The following is a 22,384-nucleotide window of genomic DNA, read 5'->3' as shown; positions in this document are numbered from 1 at the left end:
GCTTTTGTAAATAAATAATTGTGATAGCAGAGTAAGGCAAGCTACGGGTTTGTCATGACAAACCCCAAAAACGAAGTTTTTGGCTTGTTAGGATAAAATCCTAATACCTTTACTTGTTATGAGGTGTCGCTTCGCTCGAATTTCAAACATTCAAGGGACGCTTTAAGATTTGTAATTGATGACGAAAAAAAAGACAGAGATTGTTGCTCTGTCTTTTGTATTTACCGGCCAAAAACATATGTTGCATGAAAAGCAGGAGAGAATAAAGCTATTAGTTTTACATCATGCCTAAGGATTATTTAATGTTTGATCATGATGGCCGCAATTGCGAAGAATAATCGTATCAGGTTTTTCGATTTCAAACGTTATGCGTAAATCCATACTGGCACTGGCTTCCCATATGGCTGGCTGACGATAGCCTTTCATCTTTTTGACGCGAAGGGACGGGTAAGAGAGATCTTGTTCCAGCTGCTGTAGTGTGATCTTAATCTTTCCCTGATTTTGAGGATCCAGTTTTTTATAGCGTTTAACAAATGCTTTGGTAAAGGCTAATTTCATGTCTTAATCCTTATGGGACCATGACTCGGCGTCATCACTATCCAGCCATTTTAAAGCACTGTCACTGTCTTCAAATGATTGAACCCTGCCTGCTTGAATATCTTCGTCAGCTTCTTGTTCTCCTTGCTGCCATTCTTTTCTCCAAAACCATTGTTGATTGGCAGGTACTTGGACCATAGGGACAATAGCTACGTCACCGTCCTCCGTGACTTCTAATTCCAGTGAATCGCCTTCCTCCAGATGAAATTTCTCCATAAAATGCTTGGGTAAGGTGATTTGGCCTTTTTTCCGAATGGTAATCCGTTCTTTCATGTCCATCCCTCTTTCATGAGCTTTTAAAGACATGATATGCACTTCCTTTTTATTGTTTCCGATTTTCCGAATTTCATACTTTCATTATAGCATAATTGATCGAGAATACAATCTTACGGAAGGGACTCTTAATGATCTTATTAAATAGGTCTTAGCATTTGCTGTTGAACTTGAGAACGCATGAGAGGCAATTTGGTAGAAAGAGCATAAGGAGAAAATGATATCATTTATTTTTAAAATTATTCTTGTTTTACCCCATCAAAGGGTTTATGCCATCTATCAAAAAAGCTGTTATAGAAATGATCCTTATTTGGACCAAAAAGTATTGTCAAAATAGGATGTTGTTTTCGGTATAAAAATTTGCCCCCCAATGTTTCGGAAATAAGTTTGGATGTTGAATAATTTTTAAATAAGTAGTATTCTTTTTTACAGGAAATAAATCAAAGTTCTTCCATCAAACCTAATAAAATTATTAAGTTTGAATTCGGAACGTTCATTTATTTTTCATTTCTTAGTGTCCTCGTGTTTAGAAGCATTTAAAATTAAAGAAAAGGAGAGATACGTATGACAGTAAATATAACAAAAAAATTATCTTTTATTGTTATTGCTCTACTTATAGCAGTTGCCATGTCTGGAGCCGTAGGACTTCATTTTAACTTGGGCTCCCATCAGGTTCATGCCCAAGCGAACAGCTCAGTAGGGAAAAATGCAGCAAGCCAAACAGCTCAGAATCAGTATGGCGGCGAGATTGGTGACGTTGATGCTAAAGAAGATAAATCACTTTATATCGTTGAGCTGCACAACAGCGAGAAAGGACACATTAGTGTAGCCGTGGGCGAATCTTCCGGGGACATCGTGGATATGCAAAAAATAGACGAGGAAGAACATGAAGGCGCAGCGAGCAACCCAACAAAAGGAAAAATGGGAGAATCCGCAGACACTGCGAACAATGAAGGCGCAGCGAGCAACCCAACAAAAGGAAAAATGGGAGAATCTGCAGACACTGCGAACAATGAAGGCGCAGCGAGCAACCCAACAAAAGGAAAAATGGGAGAATCCGCAGATACTGCGAACAATGAAGGCGCGGCGAGCAACCCAACAAAAGGAAAAATGGGAGAATCTGCAGATACTGCGAACAATGATCAAGAAGGCGGGGCTCTTCCCGATACTAGCAGCAACGCCCCATTAGGCTTATTAATCGGCGGGATCGTTGCTATGTCTGGCGGTGCATTACTTGCCTTCCGTAGAAAGAAAAAAGTAACTGAATAAAGGGATTATCAGGGAAGCGGGGGACTCCGCTTCCTTTTGTTTAGACAACACATCATCCATTAGAGAAAAGTGTCATTGTTAATGATGATAGCTGATAGGTGTATATATTGTCAGAAAACCACTGTGTAAGGATGATTACTGATGAAAAAGTTTGGTATTACGCTAGTTATATTTGGTTTGGTGATTGTTTCCTGGTATGGGTACCAATGGTGGAACAGTCAACAATCGGTGACTGACCTTGATGAAAAAGAAGTAGCCGTAGCCGAGGATTCGGATCAGCAACAGACAGACCATGAATCTGATCCTACGCTGTCTGCCAGTAATAAACAAGATGACCACGTTAAAGAAGATCATCATAAGCCAGAAATACCGGATTATCAAGAAGGTGAAGAAGTAGCTAAGCTTACGATACCTAAACTGGAAAAGGCCTTTAGCGTATATTGGGGAACTAACAGAGATACCCTGAAGAAAGGGGTCGGCGAATACGTAAGTAAATGGACGGTTCCTCCGGATCAAGGTGGTCACACTGTCCTGTCTGGACATAACAACACTGTATTTGAGGAATTAGGCGATCTTGATGATGGCGATTTGCTTTATATGACCTATCAGGGGAAAGACTATCAATACAAAATCAATAAAACCTGGATTACGACAGAGGATGACCGTTCAGTGATTGTCCAAAAAGATGATCCAACGCTGACGCTTACGACTTGCTATCCATTTGGCTATATTCAATATACACCAAAACGCTACATTGTTCAGGCTAATCTTATTGATGAAGGGGATCTGCTTAGCGATTAATCAACTAAACTAACAGATACCTTGTTCATTAAGATGCCAAAGGGGTCATTGAATTGGATTTAGAGACCAAATTGAATGGTAAGTCAGTTATCATTTTAGTGTTAGGCATTCTCTCAGTTTTAATTGAAGAATGGCTTGGTTTAATCGTTGGTATTGCTGGCATTGTGTTATATATAGAAGCTAAAAACCATATGTTACAGCATCAGATGCCAAGTAGAGGAGTTGCCCTTGCAGGTGTCATACTAAGTGTTGTTGGAACATTAATACAGTTCCTTGATATTATTGATTAATTTGCCGAGGTTGTTTGTTCATTAAACGTTAATGCCTAAAAAGAGGCCAGAAATATTTTTAATAAACTTGAGAACGCATGAGAGGAATTTAGTAGAAAGAGCATAAGGGAGAATTGATATCACTTTCATGCTATGGCCGGCAGTTCCGGCCTTTTCAGTGATAGCAAAAAATCGTCAAATATGTCATCATTGTGCCTTATTCTAAACACGCAATTTAGAATGAAAGCCATTAATGAAACAAATGTTGTCTTAAGACAACGGACATGATAAGGACCTTGGCTGTCTTTGTTTGTTGCAACATGTGTTGTGTAGAAAGCAAGAACCTTTATTGACGTTTCGCCCTTATAATTGAAAGTCTTTCAAGCTGTTCTTAATATCGTCCTCACGTAACAAAAGAAGTACTTTTTGAATGCTTATGAGGAAGATAGTTTTTCAATTTAATGGGTTCCATCAATCAAAAAGCCTAAAATTTAAAGCTAGGGGCTAGCTTTAAATTTTAGGCTTTTTATGAGCAAGTTATACAGAAAGTATTGTGACTAGTTATTCATGCTTAGAACTCATAAAGAAGGTAGTCTTAGTTTAAACGCTTTTTTATAATAAGACAAGGATTTTTTGACAAGTGTATATTTCCGAAAAAAGGTGGTATACTATAACTGCTCATCTTGATTTTGATGTTTAAAACCTAACCTCTTTAACGCAAATCTTGGGACCCTGAAATATCCTTCTCAGGGTCCTTTTTCGGTGTATGGTTTTATTAACTGTTTAAGGTTACCATACATGTTGTGAAAGGTCTAAAATAAAATACTAGCAAATGGGGATTTCACATGTAAGGTTTTAGCAAAACATTACATCAAATTACTACTAAAAAATAAAAAATCTGCCTATTTAAGACAGACCTCTATTCCACAATCGCGCCCGATTGTTTCAAATATAAATAAAGACCATAATCAGTCGGAACAGAAGCATAACCCATCTGTCTTAACATAGCTGTGATATTACCACGATGATATGTTCCATGATTAACGACATGGGGTACTTGTTCAAATACACTAGTTTCCATAATGTCGCCATTCGGATTCTCAATTTTGAGGGACTTATCTAAGCCTTCCAATTGATTAAAGAACAACTTATATCTTTCTGATAGTTTAAGAAACTTCGCTTCCATCTCCTCCAATCCTTTTGACTCCATTTCTCCTTTTAGTTGCTCTTGTAACGTCAAAGCATGCTCCATGTTTTTACCGGAGAAAACCTCAATCCAACCAAGGTCAGAAAGATAAACATGAGCCAAAACACGGGATATCGAGGAAAATACACTTTGAATTTCTTTACCATAAACATCCTTTGGAAGCTCTTTTAGTCGGTTGAAAATTTGTCCATTTGCCCATTCGTTATAATCATACAACTGTAATTCAAGTCGTTCCATTTGAGGCTTCTTCCCTTCGTGTTTAATTTAGCGCCAGCCCAATTATACAATACCATTTTTATTATTAGTAACATCAAAAAGGCTCTATCCTACTTCCATTAACTGGCCCGATTCTGACATATTAATTTTTATTATCTTTTTCAGAAAATATCTTATCTCCAATCAAAAAACCAATTAAAGCTGCTGACCCACTAATAAGCATTGATAAAAAAACATTTGTATTAGGAAAAAGGGATTCTTTAAGAAAGATAATTATACCGACAAATAAGCCTGTGAATAAAGCTCTATCGATGTTTTTTATATTCATAATCACTCTCCGAAACCATACTTTAAAAACAATTTAAAAAGAAATCTTCAACCTTACAAAATGGCCATATCGATTAGTTTGATCCTATCACAATGGTTTTTTTGACATGTAAGGTTTTATGAAAACATTACATGTTTTAGCACGACGATCGTTTCATTTTAATTGGAAGGGGTTGCCTTAATGACAACCTCTATGGAAACTCAAATTGTTAAAATCTTATCTTTTTACTTTTTCTTTGCTAAAATTAATATAGATGGGAGTAATGATCATGCTTGTGAGTGAAGCTTTACTAAAAATAAAAACAAATGGATACAAAATAACAGAAAAAAGAAAAGAAATCTTGACCTTTTTAAGCCAACATCCGCAGTATGTATCAGGCTCAGATGTTATTCAACATTTGAAAAACGATCATCCAGGTTTGAGCTATGATACCGTTTACCGAAACTTGGCGCTGTGTAGTGAATTAGGCATCCTTGAAGAAACGGAATTCGCTGGTGAAAAAAAATATCAACTATGTGCCGAATCTGATCATCATCATCATTTTATTTGTTTAAAATGCGGGGAAACCCGAGTTATTAAAAATTGTCCAATTCATGATATACCGGAAATGAATGACTTTCACATTACAGGGCATAAATTTGAAGTTTACGGTTATTGTCGTTTGTGTAAAACACCCTAATTACACATATATTAAAGGCCAGTGGCAGGCAGCATACCTAGTATCCATTGCATGATAAGATAAGCCAAAATGCTAAGAATAAAAGACAAAACGACAAGACGTTCACGTGAATGATTGATGATTGGGAGTAAATCCACTGCTGATACGTGTAAAAAGATGCCGGCCGTTAAAGAAAGCGCAATAACTAAAACTGTATCACCATTGGCGAAAAATCCTGTTATGAGCCAAGCTGCGAAGCCGCCGACAATCGTGGCAACCCCCATGATCAAAGCCGATAAGATCGCCTTACTCTTGTTCTTTGAAATGGAAAACACGATGGATGAGATGGTAACACCATCAGGTATTTTATGGAGAATAATCGCAACTAGTACCATGATACCTATACGTGTGTCCATTTCAAAACTGACAACGATAGCAAATCCATCAAAAAAAGCATGTATCATCATGCCAAAAATAGACCCGACAAGAGCGTTCTTTGTATTAATTATTTCTTGTGTGTCATTAGGGCTATGGGAGTGGGGCATCCAGCGCTCGAGAAAAAAAATCAACAGCATGCCAATTAAAATATATACCGGGTTGAACTTATTGCTTTCGGCTACATCTGGAATTAATTCAAGAATGGCGATTGATAGCAAAAGCCCTGCGCTGATTGCCATCAATGCATGAAGTGCCCGGTCAGACCAAATCTTTTTTATATAAATAATCAATCCACCCGCAACGTTGGCGATGGCTGCTAAGATAAGATAGTTTAAAATTCCCCAGGTTATTGAACTCACCCTCTTTCACATGATAATGAAAAAATCTAATTTGTAATCATTACGATTTACATGTTTAAAATTATATCGTAATCATTACGATATGTAAATCAATGTGAGAAAGTTATAGCAAGAAAGAACCCACAAGGTTTTAAGCATGTTTTTCTTTCCTACAAAATGGCTCGTTTCTTGAGTGAATCTCGAGATTATTTTAATCCTATCACAACGCGATTTGGCATGTAAGCTTCTAGGAAAACATTACATCGAAACAGAGAAAATTATAAAAGAGGAGAATACTATTTACTGTATTCTCCTCTTATTTAGAACAATTGGTTATTCAACAACTGCGTCCGTTAGTTAAATATTTAGCATCTGATTCCATGAAGCAGAGCGCTCATATTTGCATTTAGGGCTACTCTCGCAAATAATGAATTTACATGACGGACCATTTCATTCACCTGATACAGACGGCGGATAAGACGTGGACAGGGGAATGAAAAACGGAACGATAGCTATCCTGCCTTCCTATCCCAGTGCGACATCGAGAACCATCATAATGGTAAAGCCGACCATGACACTCATGGAGGCGAGATCGGTGTTTCCATTTTCCTGCGATCCTGGAATCACTTCTTCAGCGACAACGAAGATCATCGCACCCGCAGCAAAGCTTAAGGCATAAGGCAGCAATGGCTGCATAATGGTGACGGCAAGCGCCCCAATGATGCCAGCAATGGGTTCAACGATGCCAGATGCCTGCCCGTAGGCGAAACTTTTTCCCCGGGACATGCCTTCACGCCGGAGTGGCATCGATACGGCCAGCCCCTCAGGAAAGTTTTGAATGCCGATACCGAGCGCCAGCGCCACGGCTCCTCCAAGTGACGCGGTCGGCAAGTCAGCGGCAATGGCTCCGAATGCAACACCAACAGCCAGCCCTTCCGGAATATTATGCAGTGTAATGGCCAAAACGAGAAGCGTGCTGCGTCTTTTTCTGTCCGGATTGATTCCTTCAGCTTCATCCGTGGCCAAGCCCGGATGGAGATGCGGGAGGAGTTTATCGGATACCCAGAGGAAGATACCACCAAGCAAAAAGCCTATTGCGACTGGAGCCCATACCGGTAAAGGCCCGCCTTCCGCTTTTTCCAATGCCGGTGAGAGCAAGGACCAAAAACTTGCAGCAATCATGACACCCCCGGCAAAACCCAGCATACTGTCCATAAAACGCTGATTAAAGCCTTTCGTTGCAAAAACAAGCGCTGCACCGAGTGCAGTCATGCCCCATGTAAAAAGTGTGGCAATGGTTGCCTGTGCGATCGGGTTTAATTCCAGAAAATAATCAAACATAATAAATCAATCCTTCCCTATAAATTTACATTTTAAATCGTTTTAATCTTTCATAAATTAAAAAGGAACAGGGTCATTTATACAAAACTATTGATGCGCCCTTTTAACGACCCCAGAAACCTGAATGAATAGGCATACATTGGCGCTGGTTTCCCACAATCATACTGATAACTTTTTAGCATCGTGTATCAAAATTAATTACCAATAAAAAGGAAAATTCTGATATAATTCAATTAAGCATGCCATATTATTAAATGAAATCATTTTTGTGCAGACGAAACAAAAGGGAAATTAGTTACTTTTGGGGTATCCTAGGCTGCGATGACAGTGTTTATCGTATGGAATGTATCTCTCCATAATTAAAAGGCAATTAGCGCTGAAACTTTCGCTGTGCTGTCAATGTATTCAAGTATGCAGGGGTGTGTAACATATGAGTACTCGAGAGCCATCTGATCGGGAAAAGGTAACAAAAGAAGAGATTCGTCAATTAAAAGAAAAGCAGTATATCACACCAGGTGTTTATGAGGAAATCATACAACGCTATGAGCAGTTTCTTAAAGATGACCAGACCTATGTACAAGACACATTCGATCAGGAAAACGAAGCAATACAGCAAAACCTTGCAGACAAGACAAATCCGGAAAATAAAGCTGCTTCGACAAAAACATATGCTGCATTTGCCTCGGAGACCCCAGCTGCCCAACAAAGTGATTCAGACCAGTCAGCTGTACATAAGACAGTGCCCAAACAAAAAAGCAAGCAGCAAATAAGGGATCAAAATATTACATGGTCATTGAGCATAGGGATCATTCTGCTTTTAATTGGCGGTACTGTCCTTGCCACAAGTAACTGGGACATAATGTCGAGTTGGATGAAGACGGGGATGATAGCCGCTATTGCTGCATTATTTTTTGGGCTGGCGGTATTTACGAAAAACATCTTGAAAATCCGCAAAACAGCATTGGCTTTTTATGTGCTCGGAAATTTGTTTTTGCCTATTGTTTATATATCTCTCGGGTTTTATGAACAATTGGGGACTTATTTTTCCCCAGGTGGTGAGGGGCGTTATCTATACGGTGCCACCGGAAGTTTGCTGTTGTTTTCGGTTTATCTTTATTCGGCTTTTAAATTGAATACCCGGTTGTTTGTTTGGTTTGCCAATAGCATGTTAACGCTGTTTGCCGGCTTTTTCATCGGCTGGCTGGATCTGTCTGTGGACGGTTTCTATTTAGGTGTGATTCTGTTTAATTCATTGCTTGTTGGAGCTTATCAGTATCTTAAAAGGCAAGCCAAATGGCAGTTGTTCGTAAATGAATTCACCCTGTATATTCAGGCAAATCTCATTTTATCAACGCTTTTGATGCTGCTGTTCTACAGCAATGACGTGTTCCATGGATTCAATCTGCTGTTAACCGCAGCCGTATACATGTCGATGTTGTATGTCACGAAGCGGACCGAATACTTTTTTGTCTTTACCCTGATGCTTGTCTACGGGGCCTATCAAACAATTGAGTTTTCTGTTGCGCACAATATAGGGGCAGTTGCCTATGCTCTGCTGGGGTTTGTGTTTCTTGTGTTACCGAAACTCATCGCTCACCAGGCTGCACTCGATAAATTGTTCAAATACACCAGTGCGGTTGTTTCCGGTTTTGCGTTTATTTATATAAGTGTGCAAGGTCTCCTGATACATATGGATGATCCATCGCTTACTTTGATCCTGGCTTACTTTCTGATTGCCGGTAACTATATTTATTTATCAAACCTGACCGACATTAAACGAACGATCTTTTACTATTTGAGTTCTGCCTTTCTCCTGGCAGGTCTGTTTGAACTGGTCAGATTAGGTCAAACCATCCTGCCTTATGAGTCTATGACATTCTCAATGTTTATCGTGTCGTTTGCCTTTTATGTGGGGGTTGGCTGTTTAGGAAAATTGCCTTATTTAAAAGCGATCAATACTAGTGCCAGAGACATGGCGATGCTGGTGATGGCTGTCTGCCTTTTATGGGAAGCAGCGGCTATGAACTGGATGCATCTTGGCATTATGCTGCTTCTGACTAGCGCTTTGGGCGTTGTCATGGATGCTTTTGAACAGCGCCTGGCAAGCAGTAATGCCCGCTTGACGGCCTATTTGCTGCAGCCAATTGCTTTGGGCCTTGCTGTAACCATGTTTTATATGACAGGGCAAGGTGACATTTTGCCTGGCGGGGATCCGGGTCCTTTTGCACCGGTACCGCTTGTACTGGCAAGCCTTTCTTTACTGCTTGCAACTTTCATATGGCAGCAGCTCAAACGTCATTCATTCAGCAACCAGTCATTTTATGTGGCTCAGGGCTTTTATTTGCTGGCGATATTCCAAACGTTATCATTAACCAATTTGGAATTTAATCCAACACTGAGGTACGTCATAATCTTGGGCGGCGTCATCATGGCTTATTTATTGTACCGGAAAGTGGCGTCTGCGATTATTCCCTATGTGATGGGGCTTTTCACGTTATTGTTTTATTTATCGCTGTTGTATGCTCTGCATGACGGCTATGCATTGACCTCCGAGTTATTTATCTCGCTGCAATTTGCAATTGGCGCCTTCCTGCTGTTTGTCACAGGTGCCGGTTTCTGGAGGTTTGACCAATCGATAGCAAACGCCTATTGGTATGTTGCGCACATCTATTATCCGCTGGCTTTGATAGTTTCGCTATTCTATGGCGATATTGCCGTATGGTCCGCGATGCTGGCCGTGGTTGTTTACGGCGTCAGTACTTGGGCTGCAAGGGTGGAATGGACACGGAAACTATGTTTATATGCCGGACTGACGTCTTTTTGGCTGCTGGTCATGTATACCATGCTTTCGTTCGATAGGGGCGATGACTTGCATTATGCCTCGCTCATAACAACCATTCTGTTAACCAGTGGCTGGGCATTAAGCAATACCATCTGGAGACAGCGAATCATCTATTATGTTATTCCTTTTTCATTAATCGGATTGATGAATTTTGCGCTGCTTCATCCATTTGATCTCACACAGCTCATCGTTACAATGCTATACACCAGTATCATCCTGGGCATGCTGCACATACAGAAATGGGATACGTTAAACGGCATCCCGTTGATGATATTATTTATCGCCTTAATCAACTTTATCCAAACACATCCGACCTATGATGACATTGTTTTAGTAGTGGCCAGCGTTATTTTCCTGATTATTGGGTTACTGCTTTATCCAGTCATTTATAAGGCGCACAAGGCTACATTTCCCCTGGTGGACTGGTATACGATAGCCGGATTCGTTTCGCTGGGATTTCTCTATGTTTATGACGGTGATACGCTCTTTCAGCAATTACTGCCGGGCATCCTTGTGTCACTGGCGATTTACGTACAACGCAATCGTCTTCCATTTGTAGCAGGCAAATGGCTGGTTGCGGGGGCTGTCGGATACTTGCTTCAGCCTTATTATACGTTACTTAATCATTTGGCTATACCGGATTTAATCGAAGCGGAATGTTATGTATTGCCATGGGTCGGATTAGCTATGTTCATCAAGGCCATCGCTGGGAAACAGCATCAACGTCTCATGAATGATACTCAATGGGTTGTGCTGGTGCTTGTTTCGCTGGTTCTTGTACAAGACGGTTTGCAAAGTAATACCGTGTATGATGCGATCATCCTTGGATCCCTTTCACTTCTGGCCATGCTTGGAGGAATGATGTTCAAGCAAAAGTCATTCTTTTTCACAGGCTCAGGCGTATTGTTATTGAATCTGCTGATACAAACAAGGCCTTTTTGGGGTAACATGCCATGGTGGGTATATCTGCTCATTGCTGGATCGATCCTGATTACAGTTGCAAGTTATTATGAATGGCATAAGCAAAAGACGTCAAAAGGAAACGATACGTTTATGACCTTATTTTATAAAAATGTTGTTCAGCGGATTAAAAAATGGGAGTAATAGGAACAAGACGCCGCTGTCTTTCTTATGGCAGGCTGTTGCTTGGTTTAGCACCAGGCTAATAAATTGTTATGAATGTTTAGAAGAATAATAGTTGCACAATGCATATAATTATAGTGATAGGAGTGTTGTTTGTGGGAGGACGCGTGTGGGTAGGCGTGTTGTTGATTGTGCTGGGACTGGGTTTTTTCCTGCAGCAGTCAGAATTATGGAATTTTGAGCAGGTTCTTTCAGCATGGTGGCCTCTTATTTTGATCGTTATTGGCATGGTTCAGCTTATCAAGCGCACTTATTCATCTCCCATTACCGGATTAATACTTCTTATGGCAGGTATATTGTTTTTAATCAATCAATGGGTTGATTTTAACGCTGCTGCTTTTATATGGCCGCTGATTTTGATTTTAGTTGGTATAGATTTTCTATTTTCCAGGCGTGAAAGGAAGGGGTCAGAACAGCGTTATACGAAGAAGTCACAGCATACCGATCAATTGATTAAAACATTTTCTCTGTTTTCCGAAGCGGACGTTAAAAGTCGCTCATCGGATTTTAATGGGGGCTATGTAACAACGTTGTTTGGCGAAGCGAAAGTAGATTTGCTGGAGGCGGACTTTCCTCATGAAGCAACCATGGATTTAACAAGTATCTTTGGTGACATTGACGTAAAAGTGCCCAAAAATGTAAATGTAGAAATATCAGGGCTCCCGGTTTTTGGCGAATGGGATAACAACACACGGCTTCAAGACAGTGACGGGGATACTGCTGTATTGAAAATAAACTGTTTAGTCATTTTCGGTGATGTTGATATTAAAAATTGACAGTGAAAAAGTGCATATGGCACAAAACCAGCTAGCGGAGGAAAACACGAAGACGCCTGCGGGAAAGCGCAGTGGAAAGATCCCGCAGGAAAAAATGTTGATCCTAAATGATTAGTACTTTTTTTCTTTCAATTCATCTAACTTTTGTGATATGTCATCCATTTTATGAAGCAGTAATTTATCATTGTGGCTTTTCGTTCTCATAAACTGTAATACACTTATTAAGAAATAAACGACAAAAGCAAAAATCGCTAGATATATGAGCATCATAATCATCGAAAATGAAACCAATTATTTCTCTCCTTATGTCCTTTTTTACCTGATTCCACTATATCTTCTAAGGCGATATCTGTTTTTTAATTCTTCGTACAGGAGGATACAACGTTAATAGTCCAAAGGCAGAGATCATAATCCGCCCCATTTTCCCAAATTTATTACCTTTCCACATGAGGATGAAACCTGCTGGGAAAAATAAAATTAACATAAATACGACAAACCAAGTTCTGTAGTAATAGGGGTATTTCTCTGGCATTGACTAGTCTCCTTTTCGCTTTGTTATTTAAGAACATGCAGCACAGGCTCGGAGCTTAAACTAAACCCTATTTAACTTTTGCATTTGATTTTACAATGAAGCATGTTTAATACAGACTATGACACTGTGCAGGCATTTATTATGGCCAGCGGCAAGTAGTTGCTTTGCGTATTCCGTGTGGCAACATTACAACGAGAAATCTTATCGCTCGTTTTAGCCATCGTTTGAAAGGGAGGGGAGATAATATGGACGTCAAGAACAGGACCATTCGCATGGGTGGTGAAGGTGCTCATTTTATAATAGATGAGTATGGTATTGCTGATGGCGCGATTTTTCACCGGTATGTTGTTTTAAGCTGGGATCTTTATGAAATGTTCCAAAAGAATCCGGATGATGACATGCATTTTGATGCATTTTTAAGACAACATAATCTTGATTCAGAATGGAAGCGTGTGGCAAAGGACGACATCGGCAATTTCCCGGGATTGCTGCAAGATACAGATTGCGAAAATGTGCCAGCTGGGACCGCCGAAGCAGACGAGGAACCTAAAGACAGAACTTATAGGACGGTTTACGACGCATTGTCAGAAAAGGAAACACTTATCACTGATCCATTAATCATGGATGTTTTCAACGAGGCAATCAGGGGTGACTCGGACTTGGCTGATTGGGAAAGTATTTTTCCTTTTTTTCGATGAGATTAATGCATCCCCGCACTCTCCCAGGATCCCTAACATATTGACAGTAATAAAATTTCATAACGCTGGAATTTAAAAATAAAAACACGAAGTCCATATTGGATGATAAGGAAATGGACTTCGTGTTTTGAACTCGTTTAATCTAAGCCTAAATTTCGTCGTCATCTTCTGCATCAGGAAGGCTGTCACGAAGTTGTTTACGTTTATGTTTAAGTAATCGTTTCTGTCTTTTTCGATAATCATCATCATATTCACGCTGTTTGTTTTCCATTTTTAGAATGTCATACTCGCTTGTTAAAGCTTTGAGAAGCGATATACACATAAATATGATGAGAATCGCAAATGGAAATGCTGCGATTAACATGGCCATTTGCAGGGCTGACAGGCCGCCAGTCCATAGTAAGACTGATGCGATAGCGGCGAGAATAATGGCCCAGATAATTTTAACGATCATGCTTGGATTTAACTTTCCGCCTGTTGTTAACATACCGAGCACAAAGGTGCCGGAATCAGCAGAGGTTACGAAAAATGACGAAATGAGTATAACAGCGATTCCGATAATAATCGATGACATAGGTGATGACTCAAGAAAACCAAACAGGGCTACTTCATCCCCTAATTCATTCATAAGCTGATAAATATAGCCACCATTTGCTGTGTCCATGTTCAGTCCGGAAATGCCAAATACAGAGAACCAAAGTGCGCTGAATACAACGGGGACAGCGGTTACCCCAAGGACAAATTCGCGAATCGTCCGTCCTCTGGAGACTCTGGCGATGAATGTCCCAACAAAAGGTGACCAGCCAATCCACCAGGACCAGTAGAAGAGCGTCCAGGAATTAAGAAACTCTCGGTCACCCTCAAATGCATTCATGCTTAATGTCATACGCGGAAGGTCCCGAATATAGTTGCCTAAGGTTGTCGTGAATGATTCGATCATTTGCACGGATGAACCTAAAACGAAAACAAAAATCATGAGTGCGGCAGCCAAAACAAGATTGGCCCAGCTCAGGTAACGGATACCCCGATTAACACCTGTTGTTGTCGAAATCATAAACAGCACGGTGACGACAGCAATAACAATCAAGTTCGTGGTCAATGTATCCGGTATCCCTTCAAATGTAAAACTGAGACCGGATGTAATCTGCTTGGCGCCCAGCCCAAGTGATGTGGCAATACCGAAAACTGTTGCAAAGACAGCTAATGTATCAATAGCTGTTCCTAAACCACCTTTAGCCTTATTGCCAATCAATGGACTAAAAGCGGAGCTAATTAATGCAGGCGCATTGTGCCGGAATTTAAAATAAGCGAGCGTTAATGCGACAATCGCATATACCGACCAAGGATGCACGCCCCAATGAAATAATGTGAATTTCAAAGATTCTTCTGCGGCAGCTTTTGTCTCAGGATCGGCGAATGGCGGGTTGTAATAATGCGTTAAAGGCTCTGTTACGCCATAAAATACAAGCCCGACCCCCATGCCGGCAGTGAATAAAAATGCAAACCAGGTAAAGTAACTGTACTCTGGTTTTTCATCAGGCTTACCAAGTTTGATTTTTCCGTATGGCCCGAAGATCAAAAACAAAGCAAGTATCACAAAACCTGTCGTAACTAATAAATAAAACCAGCCAAATGTATTGGAAATAAAATCGTTAATTTGGCCCAGTACATATTCAACATTGCCTGGAAATATAACACCCCAGAGAATGAATAATGCTACTAGAGCAATCGATATCCAAAAAGTGGATGTAATTGTTTTATTCTTAATACTAAAACCTCCCATTTCAATATATAGGAATTTAACAGCTTGGTCAAATTGTTTTAGAGGCGGCATCTACGTAGTCTAAAGGGTAAAGGCCCCGAAATGCAAAGGAAGAGAGCATTTAGTTGTTTGCCGGCCTGAAGCAAATTAATTTTCTTTTTAAGTGACATCATCATCTTACGCTATACAGCCTGTTGAGAGTGTCATTCCAGGGTCACTTATATTAGCATTTATTCTCTCGATTATGGCTCCTTTTAAAGATAGATTGTTGTCAGAGCAGCTAGTCCTTTTAAATTAACCCCTTTGCCAAAGTAACCGTACAAGTCCAGCCAGAGATTAAGGATGTTATCAGCTATAAGACCAAACGCAAGGGCCAAGCAGGATGTGACATACAGCATAACGGCCAGTTTAAGACCTGTGGCTGATATCGTCCATTTTGGCAATACCCAGCGCAAAATTATCCCAGAGAATGTCTTCAATTATGTCAACCTGCTCGCTTTTACAATAGACAATAAGAATGAGCTCAGATGCCTTCCCGCTCAGCTTTAACGTGTGCTTTTGTTTCTTCCTGTTCATAAACAGCTTGATCAAAAATCCTGCCGCAGCGCCAACCACAGCTCCTATTAGACCCCAAATGATTGGTCCCCACGTCAGTTGAAAGCCAGCACTTGCACCGATGACGGAAAATGCAGTGGCGAGGGCAGCTGCAATATCAAACATACTAAAGCCGTCTGAACGATAGATTGTATCAAACAGTTTTCTTTCCTCTGTACGATTGTCTAAGGGAACAGCCAGGATGTCTTCGTTGGGGACACCCTTCATTTCAATAGCTGACAGCGCTAATTCCACGTATAATGACTGATCAAAGGTAGCCATCACATACATGCTCTCACTCGTTTCGTTTTTTAAGATTAAGGGGTAATACAAAATTCGGGTTCTGATATCTGCGTCTTAAAAAGTTTTTTTGTTCCGTTTCAAATAATTTGTTGTTTTCCACAGTATTGATATAGGCATCATAAATGGCAAAGAAATAGAGGGAGGGGAGAAACAACAGCCATTCGCCATCAAGGATTGCTGTCGCTTGCGTCAAGTCACCTGAAACAAGCAAGTGAATACCTTCAAGAAAACGGGAAAAATAAACGACAGTAATCAGCCAGATGATAATAAAAAAAGCCGTTGCGATCCGATGAATGTAAAGCTGTCCGGCTCCGGGCATGAAAACTGACCACATCACAGATATCCAGGGTTTTCGTTTATCTAAGTAATTGATTTCCAGCCCTGTAATCTGGAAATTTATAAACTCAGCGTTTTCCCGGTCAGCCAGAATAAATAACTTGTTCAGATCGACTGATGTGCGGTAGCTGTCCCATATGGCATAAATGTAAATCGGGATGTAGAGCAGCATCCACCGCGGTTCCAAAGCCATTTTTGCGAGTTCGAATTGACCGGTAAACGAATAGATCATCGCTTCATTGATGTGGGCATTAATGTTGATGAAAAATTCCCACAGCACTAATAAATAGCCCCGAATGTATTTGGAAAGAAGCAAGTGTCCGAAGCCCGGGAAGGCAGCAGACCACCATGCGATAATGAATGGATTCCGCAAATGAATCTGTGTGGTGCCTAATATACTTACATAAGCTCTGAATCGTCTCGCTCTATCTGAATTGTGCAACGTTATCCCTCGGTTCGCCATATGTATTGCGCTTAAGCTATAGTATTAGACAATGGTTGTCTGGATATGCATAAGGACGTCAACATGAAATCATTGTGTGTTAAAATTTAAACGAGATCCTTGATTAAGGGGCGCAGGGGGTGATTCATTATGGCGATTAAGCTCGATCATGCCGTGATATATGCTGAAGACCATGATCAGGCAGCGCGTGAATTTGCCTGGGTGATGGATTTGCCGCTGGGAAGAGTAGCAGGGGAAGGCTATGAATTTTCGGCGGTACGTATTCATTCGGAGCTGGCGATTTATTTTATGAACAGAGATGAAGGCAGCTTAGAGCAGCATATGGCATTCCATGTTGACGGACGTACCTTTGATAAAATGGTCAAGCGGCTTAAAAAAGATGGAATGGCTTTTGGCAACAGTCCTTTTGATACAGCGAATCAGCGAACAGATCACGATTTCATGCCCCGCGGTTTGTTCTGGACGAACCGGGATGGCTGTCTCTTTGAAATCATAACGGATGCGTTATAATCGTGTGCCGCGTTTTAGCAACTAGTACTTTAAAATACATTCGAAAGACGGTGATGATATATGGCTATTCGTAATATCTTTTGTGTTGGACGGAATTACGCTGATCATGCGACGGAACTCGGTGATACCGTGCCAGGTGAGCCAATGATTTTTTCCAAGCCGACGAACGCACTTGTTCATGCGGATGACAGGACGGTTCGTTACCCAGAGAATCAGGGTGCAGTTCATCATGAGCTGGAAGTCGTTTTGTATGTCGGGAAGGATGTTCTCAGTGATGATTTTGCGGTAGATGATGTCGTGTCGAAAATGGCACTTGGGGTCGATATGACGCTGCGTGATGTGCAGGAAGAGTTAAAGCAGGAGGGGAAGCCATGGCTTTTAGCGAAAGGGTTTAAGAACGCAGCTGTTGTGACGGAATTTTGGGATTTCCCGGGAGAGGCGGCCTGCCGGGAAGCGTATTTTAAGTTAACGCGTGATGGTGAGGTTGTCCAAACGGGAAACATTAACGATATGATTTTCTCATTTCATGACATTATGACCTATATTCAGGCTCATTTTGGATTGCGGGAAGGGGATATCATTTATACGGGCACCCCTGAAGGTGTTGGTCCGGTCTCTGACGGTGAAACATATGAATTATGGTGGGGCGACACGCTGCAAGGGCAATTTGGCGTGTCTATGGCATAACAGGTGGCAGCAATTGAAGGAATAAAATGACAATGATTTGAAGGATAAGCTCTCATGTGGCTTCATTTGTAAGAATAAGCGTCTTTTTGACCGCTTCAGTCTGCATATCGCGGTCTCATCGGGTAAAATGGTCTGTTAGCTCGTTTCCTAATTAATTGATAATTTGCTAAAATATAAATTGTTATATGCATATCAGACGATTCAAATTAGGGAAAATTGTTCGAACAATTAATGGAGCGCTCCTTAACAGTCCCTTATTTTAAAGGGCAATTTTTGAAGGAGTGTTTAGATGGCTGACGAAACAAAGAAACCGACGTTCTTATATGCGCTGACCATTTTATTAGTCGTGGTGGCGATTATTGCAACAGGGATGATTGTTTTTGGCGCTGCCATCCAGATTATGATGTTCACGGCTTTACTGGCTGTGATTCCGTTTATCATGAGGCTTGGCTACTCATTTAAAGAGGTGGAACAGAATATTTATGAGTCCATGCTGAAGGCGCTTCAGCCGGGCATGATCATCCTGACAGTCGGTATTCTGATCGGAGCCTGGATGGCTTCCGGTACGGTACCGTCGATTATTTACTACGGTATTGAAGCCATTTCGCCTCAGTTCTTCCTGGTGACGGCCCTTATATTATGTTCGGTTGTTTCGATGGCGACAGGGGCATCCTGGGCAACACTTGGAACAGCGGGTGTAGCCATGATGGGTGTCGGTCACAGTCTTGGCATGCCTGTGGGAATGACGGCTGGTGCGGTTGTCAGCGGAGCGTTTTTTGGTGATAAAATGTCCCCGTTATCAGATAGCACGAATTTATCCGCAGCTATTGTTGGAGCCGACGTCCTTGACCATATTAAACATATGCTTTTGACCACGGGGCCCGCCTATATCATCAGTGCGATTATTTTCACCATTCTCGGCTGGGTCTATGGCGGTTCAGCCATTAATTCGACGGATGTCGATACGCTTACCGGTTATTTGGCTGAGAATTTTCATCTGGGACTGATTCCGTTGATTCCGCCTGCCATTGTGATTGTGCTTTTGGTGATGAAAAAGCCTCCCGTCACGTCCATTTTTATTGGTGCTCTGGCTGGTGCCGCTGTAGCCGTCTTAGATCAAGGGGCGACCATGAGTCAGGTCACCCATATATTTTATGAAGGCTATACGGACAGTTCCGGGATTGATATTGTGGATAGTCTGCTGCAGCAGGGTGGTCTGACAAGTATGCTGCCACTGATAGGTCTGTACTTGTTTGCACTCGGCTTAGGCGGTGCTTTGTATAACTTTGGTGTGCTTGAAGCGATGCTGCAGGCAGTAGCAGCCCATATCAAAGGCAGAGGTGTTCTCGTTGGTCTGTCGATGGCCACAGGTTATGCAATGCTTGGAATTGGCGGTTCTTTCTCGTTTTCCGGAGTCATGACGGGTACATTGCTGCGGCCTTTATTTGAAAGGTTCAAGCTTAGTCCGCTTAACCTATCCAGAATTATTGAAGACACCGCTACGCAAACGGCACCATTACTGCCGTGGACGGCAGGCGGCTTATTCACGATAGGAGCCCTTGGCATATCACCGCTTGTCTATATTCCATTCTGCTTTCTGGCGCTGATCACGCCGGTATTTACGCTTTTATATGGCATCACAGGTATTGGTATGAAAGAGACGAAGGATGTACGGTCAAAACCTTCTATAAAAAGAAAATCAGTGTCCGCAGATCTTAGGTGATGGTTCGGAAACAGCAGCTTAGGGCTCGCTTTTTGGGTACCTGGGCTGTTTTCTTAAAGGAGATAATGGAGGGTCTGGTGAAGGATCTTAGCGACGCGGTTTGTCTGATTTAGCAGTATCTTTAGTTGAGGATCGGGTGACGAGAATCGATCGTTGTTTTAGTGTTTCTTCAATCATGTCGATGAAGTCACTGTCCAACTGCATAGCTCTGGCCTGACAATAAACTTCAATAAGCAATTGATTAGATAGCTTGTCCATGAAAATTTAAAACATTCCTTCCTATAAAAATATTCGAAAACCAATTCCTTAGTATAGTAATCAATTAACGAATTAGCAAGACTAAAGTGTGTATGGCAGCATGCAGCAAAATTCCCTGAGATGTGCCTCCTAAGCGGTATGCCTTTCGCAAATGCCTTCTTTCCTCTATAATGAGCGTGGGCCATCATCGCGATGGTTCCTTTTTTTGCAATATTAGATAGCTGCAGAGGAGATGACAACTGTTGCCTAAGGTTTTTGCTTTCCTGGAGACACTGGCAGTTGCGCTTGCCGGTGTTGCCTTGTTCTCAATGATACATATTCCGCTGCCGTGGCTGATTGGCTCACTTGTCGCGGTGGCTGCCTGGCGTATCCTGCTGCAGCGGGAACTATTCTGGCTCTCGTCATTTCAGAAAATCGCGATGGTTTTGCTCGGTTATTTGACCGGGACCTCCTTTACGAAAGAGACGCTTGTACAAATGGGGGATCATATCCCGTCTATGATAGCTGTGACACTTCTGACGATTGGTTTCAGCCTGCTGCTTGGGTGGTTTTTTTCCAAATTGACTGGGCTGGATTTGGCCAGTTGTATGATTGGTGCGATACCAGGCGGCTTGTCACAGATTATGGTCCTGCTGGATGAGATAAAAGGGTTGAATCCCACGATTATTATGTTTTTGCAGAGTATGCGCGTGATGATGATTGTGATTGTTGTGCCGATTACGGCGGTGTATCTGTTCGGCGGGGGTGCTGGAACCGCTCCCGGGGCAGAGGCAGACACGATTAGCTGGCTGGCGATGCCATGGTATACGTATCTGCTGTATCCCCTTTTGCTGGTCGCTGCTGCGTGGCTGTTTTCCCGGTTGCGGGTGCCCGCTCCTATGCTGCTCGGGCCGATGGTGCTGACGATTGCACTGACGTTTACCAGTCTCCCGGTACCTGACCTTCCAACTGGCCTTGTCGGGCTCGCACAGCTTTTTATCGGTGTTCATATTGGTCTGCAGATGCAGCCCAGAGATCTGCCGGGCTGGAAACGCATTATGGCCTATACCATCATAATGATCATTGTCATTGTGCTGTTTGGCTTTGTTCTTGGCACGGGGCTCGCGCTTATATATGATGTTCCTTATACCACAGCGCTGTTAAGCACGACTCCGGGCGGCATGGTTGAAATGGGGCTGACAGCAGCAGGAATCGGTGCTGATATATCAGTGGTCACCAGCTACCAGCTGTTTCGTCTCTTGCTGATTATGGTGTTTGTCCCGTTCTTCTTCAGGTGGCTTGGAAAACGACGGGCCGGTCAATAAGGCAGTCATGTTGTCCGGTCCTGACGTTTTTGCAGAATATTTCTGTGGAAAATTCTGATTAATCGTCTATTTTCCCTCTTCAGAGAAACCGCTTTCGTGATATACTGATCTAAAAGGGGGAGTTAGATATGACTGAGGAAATGACCTATGCAATTCAGGATGATTATCCGAATGATTTAGCCTATTGTTACGGATGCGGCCGGCTGAATAAAGAGGGCCATCTGTTCCGGACTGGCTGGGACGGGGATCAAACGGTGACCTGGCATACGCCGGACGACGTTTATACAGCTATCCCCGGCTTTGTATATGGCGGTTTAATCGCCTCTATGGTCGACTGTCACGGAACAGGGTCAGCTTCTTTGGCGCTGCACCGGAAAAATGGGTATGAGCCTGGGGAAGGTAAGGAAGCATCGCGTTTTGTAACGGCCTCATTAAATGTGGACTACATCAAGCCAACACCACAGAACACGCCATTAAAAGCGATTGGCAAACCGGAGGAAGTGCACCCGAAAAAATTCAAGGTGCATACCGAAGTTTACGCCGGTGATGAGTTATGTGCGAAGGCTGTGGTAACGGCCGCCGTTATGCCGGATACATTTACACAGCCGACATAATTCACAGACAAGCTTGCTGCGTACAAGGAACTGGGACATAACTGATGCAGCTGCAATCTGCGAGGAGCGTGAGAAGGTTCACCAGCTGCCCGCGTTTTGTTAAT

Annotated in this window: 23 protein-coding genes; 12 read left to right on the top strand and 11 right to left on the bottom strand. The window is 42.0% G+C overall.

Going from position 1 to position 22,384, the window contains the following annotated elements; all coding sequences use genetic code 11:
• Positions 1–288: 288 nt before the first annotated feature.
• Both ACZ444_RS14190 and ACZ444_RS14185 read right to left on the bottom strand, forming a co-directional pair.
• Positions 289–558, bottom strand: a complete 270-nt coding sequence (locus tag ACZ444_RS14190; protein WP_382358423.1) for a type II toxin-antitoxin system RelE/ParE family toxin — start codon at positions 556–558, stop codon at positions 289–291.
• A gap of 3 nt (positions 559–561) precedes the next feature.
• On the bottom strand, positions 562–870 hold the full coding sequence (locus ACZ444_RS14185; protein ID WP_382358424.1) for an AbrB/MazE/SpoVT family DNA-binding domain-containing protein: 309 nt from the start codon (positions 868–870) through the stop codon (positions 562–564).
• A 564-nt stretch (positions 871–1,434) separates the two neighbouring features.
• Here ACZ444_RS14185 and ACZ444_RS14180 point away from each other — a divergent pair.
• The 3 genes from ACZ444_RS14180 (at position 1,435) to ACZ444_RS14170 (ending at position 3,230) form a co-directional block, all read left to right on the top strand.
• Complete coding sequence (locus tag ACZ444_RS14180) at positions 1,435–2,139, top strand: LPXTG cell wall anchor domain-containing protein (RefSeq protein WP_382358425.1); 705 nt, start codon at positions 1,435–1,437, stop codon at positions 2,137–2,139.
• Positions 2,140–2,280: 141 nt separating this feature from the next.
• A complete protein-coding gene (locus ACZ444_RS14175) occupies positions 2,281–2,940 on the top strand; it encodes a class D sortase (protein ID WP_382358426.1) in 660 nt (219 codons plus the stop codon).
• A gap of 53 nt (positions 2,941–2,993) precedes the next feature.
• Positions 2,994–3,230 carry a hypothetical protein gene (locus ACZ444_RS14170; protein WP_382358427.1) on the top strand — a complete coding sequence of 79 codons (237 nt, stop codon included), beginning with the start codon at positions 2,994–2,996 and terminating at the stop codon, positions 3,228–3,230.
• A gap of 898 nt (positions 3,231–4,128) precedes the next feature.
• Here ACZ444_RS14170 and ACZ444_RS14165 read toward each other — a convergent pair.
• Positions 4,129–4,653 carry a DinB family protein gene (locus tag ACZ444_RS14165; protein ID WP_382358428.1) on the bottom strand — a complete coding sequence of 175 codons (525 nt, stop codon included), beginning with the start codon at positions 4,651–4,653 and terminating at the stop codon, positions 4,129–4,131.
• A gap of 121 nt (positions 4,654–4,774) precedes the next feature.
• Positions 4,775–4,960, bottom strand: a complete 186-nt coding sequence (locus tag ACZ444_RS14160) for a hypothetical protein (RefSeq protein WP_382358429.1) — start codon at positions 4,958–4,960, stop codon at positions 4,775–4,777.
• Between the two features lie 268 nt (positions 4,961–5,228).
• On the opposite strand from ACZ444_RS14160, the gene ACZ444_RS14155 reads away from it, so the two are divergent.
• Positions 5,229–5,639: a Fur family transcriptional regulator gene (locus ACZ444_RS14155; protein WP_382358430.1), complete on the top strand. Its 411-nt coding sequence runs from the start codon at positions 5,229–5,231 to the stop codon at positions 5,637–5,639.
• 11 nt (positions 5,640–5,650) lie between these two features.
• On the opposite strand, the gene ACZ444_RS14150 is transcribed toward ACZ444_RS14155, so the two are convergent.
• On the bottom strand, positions 5,651–6,415 hold the full coding sequence (locus tag ACZ444_RS14150) for a ZIP family metal transporter (protein ID WP_382358431.1): 765 nt from the start codon (positions 6,413–6,415) through the stop codon (positions 5,651–5,653).
• 504 nt (positions 6,416–6,919) lie between these two features.
• Positions 6,920–7,735, bottom strand: coding sequence for a ZIP family metal transporter (locus ACZ444_RS14145; RefSeq protein WP_382358432.1), 816 nt, complete (start codon positions 7,733–7,735; stop codon positions 6,920–6,922).
• 430 nt (positions 7,736–8,165) lie between these two features.
• On the opposite strand from ACZ444_RS14145, the gene ACZ444_RS14140 reads away from it, so the two are divergent.
• Positions 8,166–11,681: an SCO7613 C-terminal domain-containing membrane protein gene (locus ACZ444_RS14140; protein WP_382358433.1), complete on the top strand. Its 3,516-nt coding sequence runs from the start codon at positions 8,166–8,168 to the stop codon at positions 11,679–11,681.
• Positions 11,682–11,815: 134 nt separating this feature from the next.
• Entirely contained in the window at positions 11,816–12,496 is a 681-nt protein-coding gene (locus ACZ444_RS14135) for a LiaF transmembrane domain-containing protein (protein WP_382358434.1), read from the top strand.
• A 111-nt stretch (positions 12,497–12,607) separates the two neighbouring features.
• On the opposite strand, the gene ACZ444_RS14130 is transcribed toward ACZ444_RS14135, so the two are convergent.
• Positions 12,608–12,763 (bottom strand): DUF4083 family protein, encoded by a 156-nt coding sequence (locus tag ACZ444_RS14130; RefSeq protein ID WP_464433850.1) that lies wholly within the window; start codon positions 12,761–12,763, stop codon positions 12,608–12,610.
• A 510-nt stretch (positions 12,764–13,273) separates the two neighbouring features.
• Between ACZ444_RS14130 and ACZ444_RS14125 the strand changes: the two genes are divergently transcribed.
• On the top strand, positions 13,274–13,726 hold the full coding sequence (locus ACZ444_RS14125; RefSeq protein ID WP_382358435.1) for a hypothetical protein: 453 nt from the start codon (positions 13,274–13,276) through the stop codon (positions 13,724–13,726).
• 148 nt (positions 13,727–13,874) lie between these two features.
• On the opposite strand, the gene ACZ444_RS14120 is transcribed toward ACZ444_RS14125, so the two are convergent.
• From ACZ444_RS14120 to ACZ444_RS14110, 3 genes are all read right to left on the bottom strand, one after another.
• Complete coding sequence (locus ACZ444_RS14120; RefSeq protein WP_382358436.1) at positions 13,875–15,509, bottom strand: BCCT family transporter; 1,635 nt, start codon at positions 15,507–15,509, stop codon at positions 13,875–13,877.
• 387 nt (positions 15,510–15,896) lie between these two features.
• Positions 15,897–16,364, bottom strand: a complete 468-nt coding sequence (locus ACZ444_RS14115) for a Z-ring associated ZapG family protein (protein WP_382358438.1) — start codon at positions 16,362–16,364, stop codon at positions 15,897–15,899.
• Between the two features lie 13 nt (positions 16,365–16,377).
• On the bottom strand, positions 16,378–17,184 hold the full coding sequence (locus tag ACZ444_RS14110) for a hypothetical protein (protein ID WP_382358439.1): 807 nt from the start codon (positions 17,182–17,184) through the stop codon (positions 16,378–16,380).
• Positions 17,185–17,313: 129 nt separating this feature from the next.
• Between ACZ444_RS14110 and ACZ444_RS14105 the strand changes: the two genes are divergently transcribed.
• The 3 genes from ACZ444_RS14105 (at position 17,314) to nhaC (ending at position 20,104) form a co-directional block, all read left to right on the top strand.
• Positions 17,314–17,694 carry a VOC family protein gene (locus ACZ444_RS14105; protein WP_382358440.1) on the top strand — a complete coding sequence of 127 codons (381 nt, stop codon included), beginning with the start codon at positions 17,314–17,316 and terminating at the stop codon, positions 17,692–17,694.
• A 60-nt stretch (positions 17,695–17,754) separates the two neighbouring features.
• On the top strand, positions 17,755–18,381 hold the full coding sequence (locus ACZ444_RS14100) for a fumarylacetoacetate hydrolase family protein (protein ID WP_382358441.1): 627 nt from the start codon (positions 17,755–17,757) through the stop codon (positions 18,379–18,381).
• 289 nt (positions 18,382–18,670) lie between these two features.
• A complete protein-coding gene (gene nhaC, locus ACZ444_RS14095) occupies positions 18,671–20,104 on the top strand; it encodes a Na+/H+ antiporter NhaC (protein ID WP_382358442.1) in 1,434 nt (477 codons plus the stop codon).
• An 87-nt stretch (positions 20,105–20,191) separates the two neighbouring features.
• Here the strand turns inward: nhaC and sda are convergent, their stop codons facing one another.
• Entirely contained in the window at positions 20,192–20,362 is a 171-nt protein-coding gene (sda, locus tag ACZ444_RS14090) for a sporulation histidine kinase inhibitor Sda (protein ID WP_382358443.1), read from the bottom strand.
• Between the two features lie 242 nt (positions 20,363–20,604).
• On the opposite strand from sda, the gene ACZ444_RS14085 reads away from it, so the two are divergent.
• Positions 20,605–21,666, top strand: a complete 1,062-nt coding sequence (locus tag ACZ444_RS14085) for an AbrB family transcriptional regulator (RefSeq protein ID WP_382358444.1) — start codon at positions 20,605–20,607, stop codon at positions 21,664–21,666.
• 128 nt (positions 21,667–21,794) lie between these two features.
• Positions 21,795–22,280, top strand: a complete 486-nt coding sequence (locus tag ACZ444_RS14080; protein WP_382358445.1) for a PaaI family thioesterase — start codon at positions 21,795–21,797, stop codon at positions 22,278–22,280.
• Positions 22,281–22,384 lie beyond the last annotated feature (104 nt).

Source organism: Lentibacillus kimchii (genome assembly GCF_055381965.1).
Note: the sequence above shows the minus strand (reverse complement) of the source record. Positions and strands in the feature narration are given on the sequence as shown.

What these genes read in the sequence shown, in the direction of transcription:
- ACZ444_RS14080 (WP_382358445.1), top strand. Translation starts at nt 21,795, where the DNA reads ATGACTGAGGAAATGACCTATGCAATTCAGGATGATTATCCGAATGAT.
- ACZ444_RS14145 (WP_382358432.1), bottom strand. Translation starts at nt 7,735, where the DNA reads ATGTTTGATTATTTTCTGGAATTAAACCCGATCGCACAGGCAACCATT.
- ACZ444_RS14130 (WP_464433850.1), bottom strand. Translation starts at nt 12,763, where the DNA reads ATGCTCATATATCTAGCGATTTTTGCTTTTGTCGTTTATTTCTTAATA.
- ACZ444_RS14175 (WP_382358426.1), top strand. Translation starts at nt 2,281, where the DNA reads ATGAAAAAGTTTGGTATTACGCTAGTTATATTTGGTTTGGTGATTGTT.
- ACZ444_RS14110 (WP_382358439.1), bottom strand. Translation starts at nt 17,184, where the DNA reads ATGGCGAACCGAGGGATAACGTTGCACAATTCAGATAGAGCGAGACGA.
- nhaC (WP_382358442.1), top strand. Translation starts at nt 18,671, where the DNA reads ATGGCTGACGAAACAAAGAAACCGACGTTCTTATATGCGCTGACCATT.
- ACZ444_RS14155 (WP_382358430.1), top strand. Translation starts at nt 5,229, where the DNA reads ATGCTTGTGAGTGAAGCTTTACTAAAAATAAAAACAAATGGATACAAA.
- ACZ444_RS14140 (WP_382358433.1), top strand. Translation starts at nt 8,166, where the DNA reads ATGAGTACTCGAGAGCCATCTGATCGGGAAAAGGTAACAAAAGAAGAG.
- ACZ444_RS14105 (WP_382358440.1), top strand. Translation starts at nt 17,314, where the DNA reads ATGGCGATTAAGCTCGATCATGCCGTGATATATGCTGAAGACCATGAT.
- sda (WP_382358443.1), bottom strand. Translation starts at nt 20,362, where the DNA reads ATGGACAAGCTATCTAATCAATTGCTTATTGAAGTTTATTGTCAGGCC.
- ACZ444_RS14180 (WP_382358425.1), top strand. Translation starts at nt 1,435, where the DNA reads ATGACAGTAAATATAACAAAAAAATTATCTTTTATTGTTATTGCTCTA.
- ACZ444_RS14185 (WP_382358424.1), bottom strand. Translation starts at nt 870, where the DNA reads ATGAAAGAACGGATTACCATTCGGAAAAAAGGCCAAATCACCTTACCC.
- ACZ444_RS14115 (WP_382358438.1), bottom strand. Translation starts at nt 16,364, where the DNA reads ATGGCTACCTTTGATCAGTCATTATACGTGGAATTAGCGCTGTCAGCT.
- ACZ444_RS14100 (WP_382358441.1), top strand. Translation starts at nt 17,755, where the DNA reads ATGGCTATTCGTAATATCTTTTGTGTTGGACGGAATTACGCTGATCAT.
- ACZ444_RS14160 (WP_382358429.1), bottom strand. Translation starts at nt 4,960, where the DNA reads ATGAATATAAAAAACATCGATAGAGCTTTATTCACAGGCTTATTTGTC.
- ACZ444_RS14165 (WP_382358428.1), bottom strand. Translation starts at nt 4,653, where the DNA reads ATGGAACGACTTGAATTACAGTTGTATGATTATAACGAATGGGCAAAT.
- ACZ444_RS14190 (WP_382358423.1), bottom strand. Translation starts at nt 558, where the DNA reads ATGAAATTAGCCTTTACCAAAGCATTTGTTAAACGCTATAAAAAACTG.
- ACZ444_RS14120 (WP_382358436.1), bottom strand. Translation starts at nt 15,509, where the DNA reads ATGGGAGGTTTTAGTATTAAGAATAAAACAATTACATCCACTTTTTGG.
- ACZ444_RS14125 (WP_382358435.1), top strand. Translation starts at nt 13,274, where the DNA reads ATGGACGTCAAGAACAGGACCATTCGCATGGGTGGTGAAGGTGCTCAT.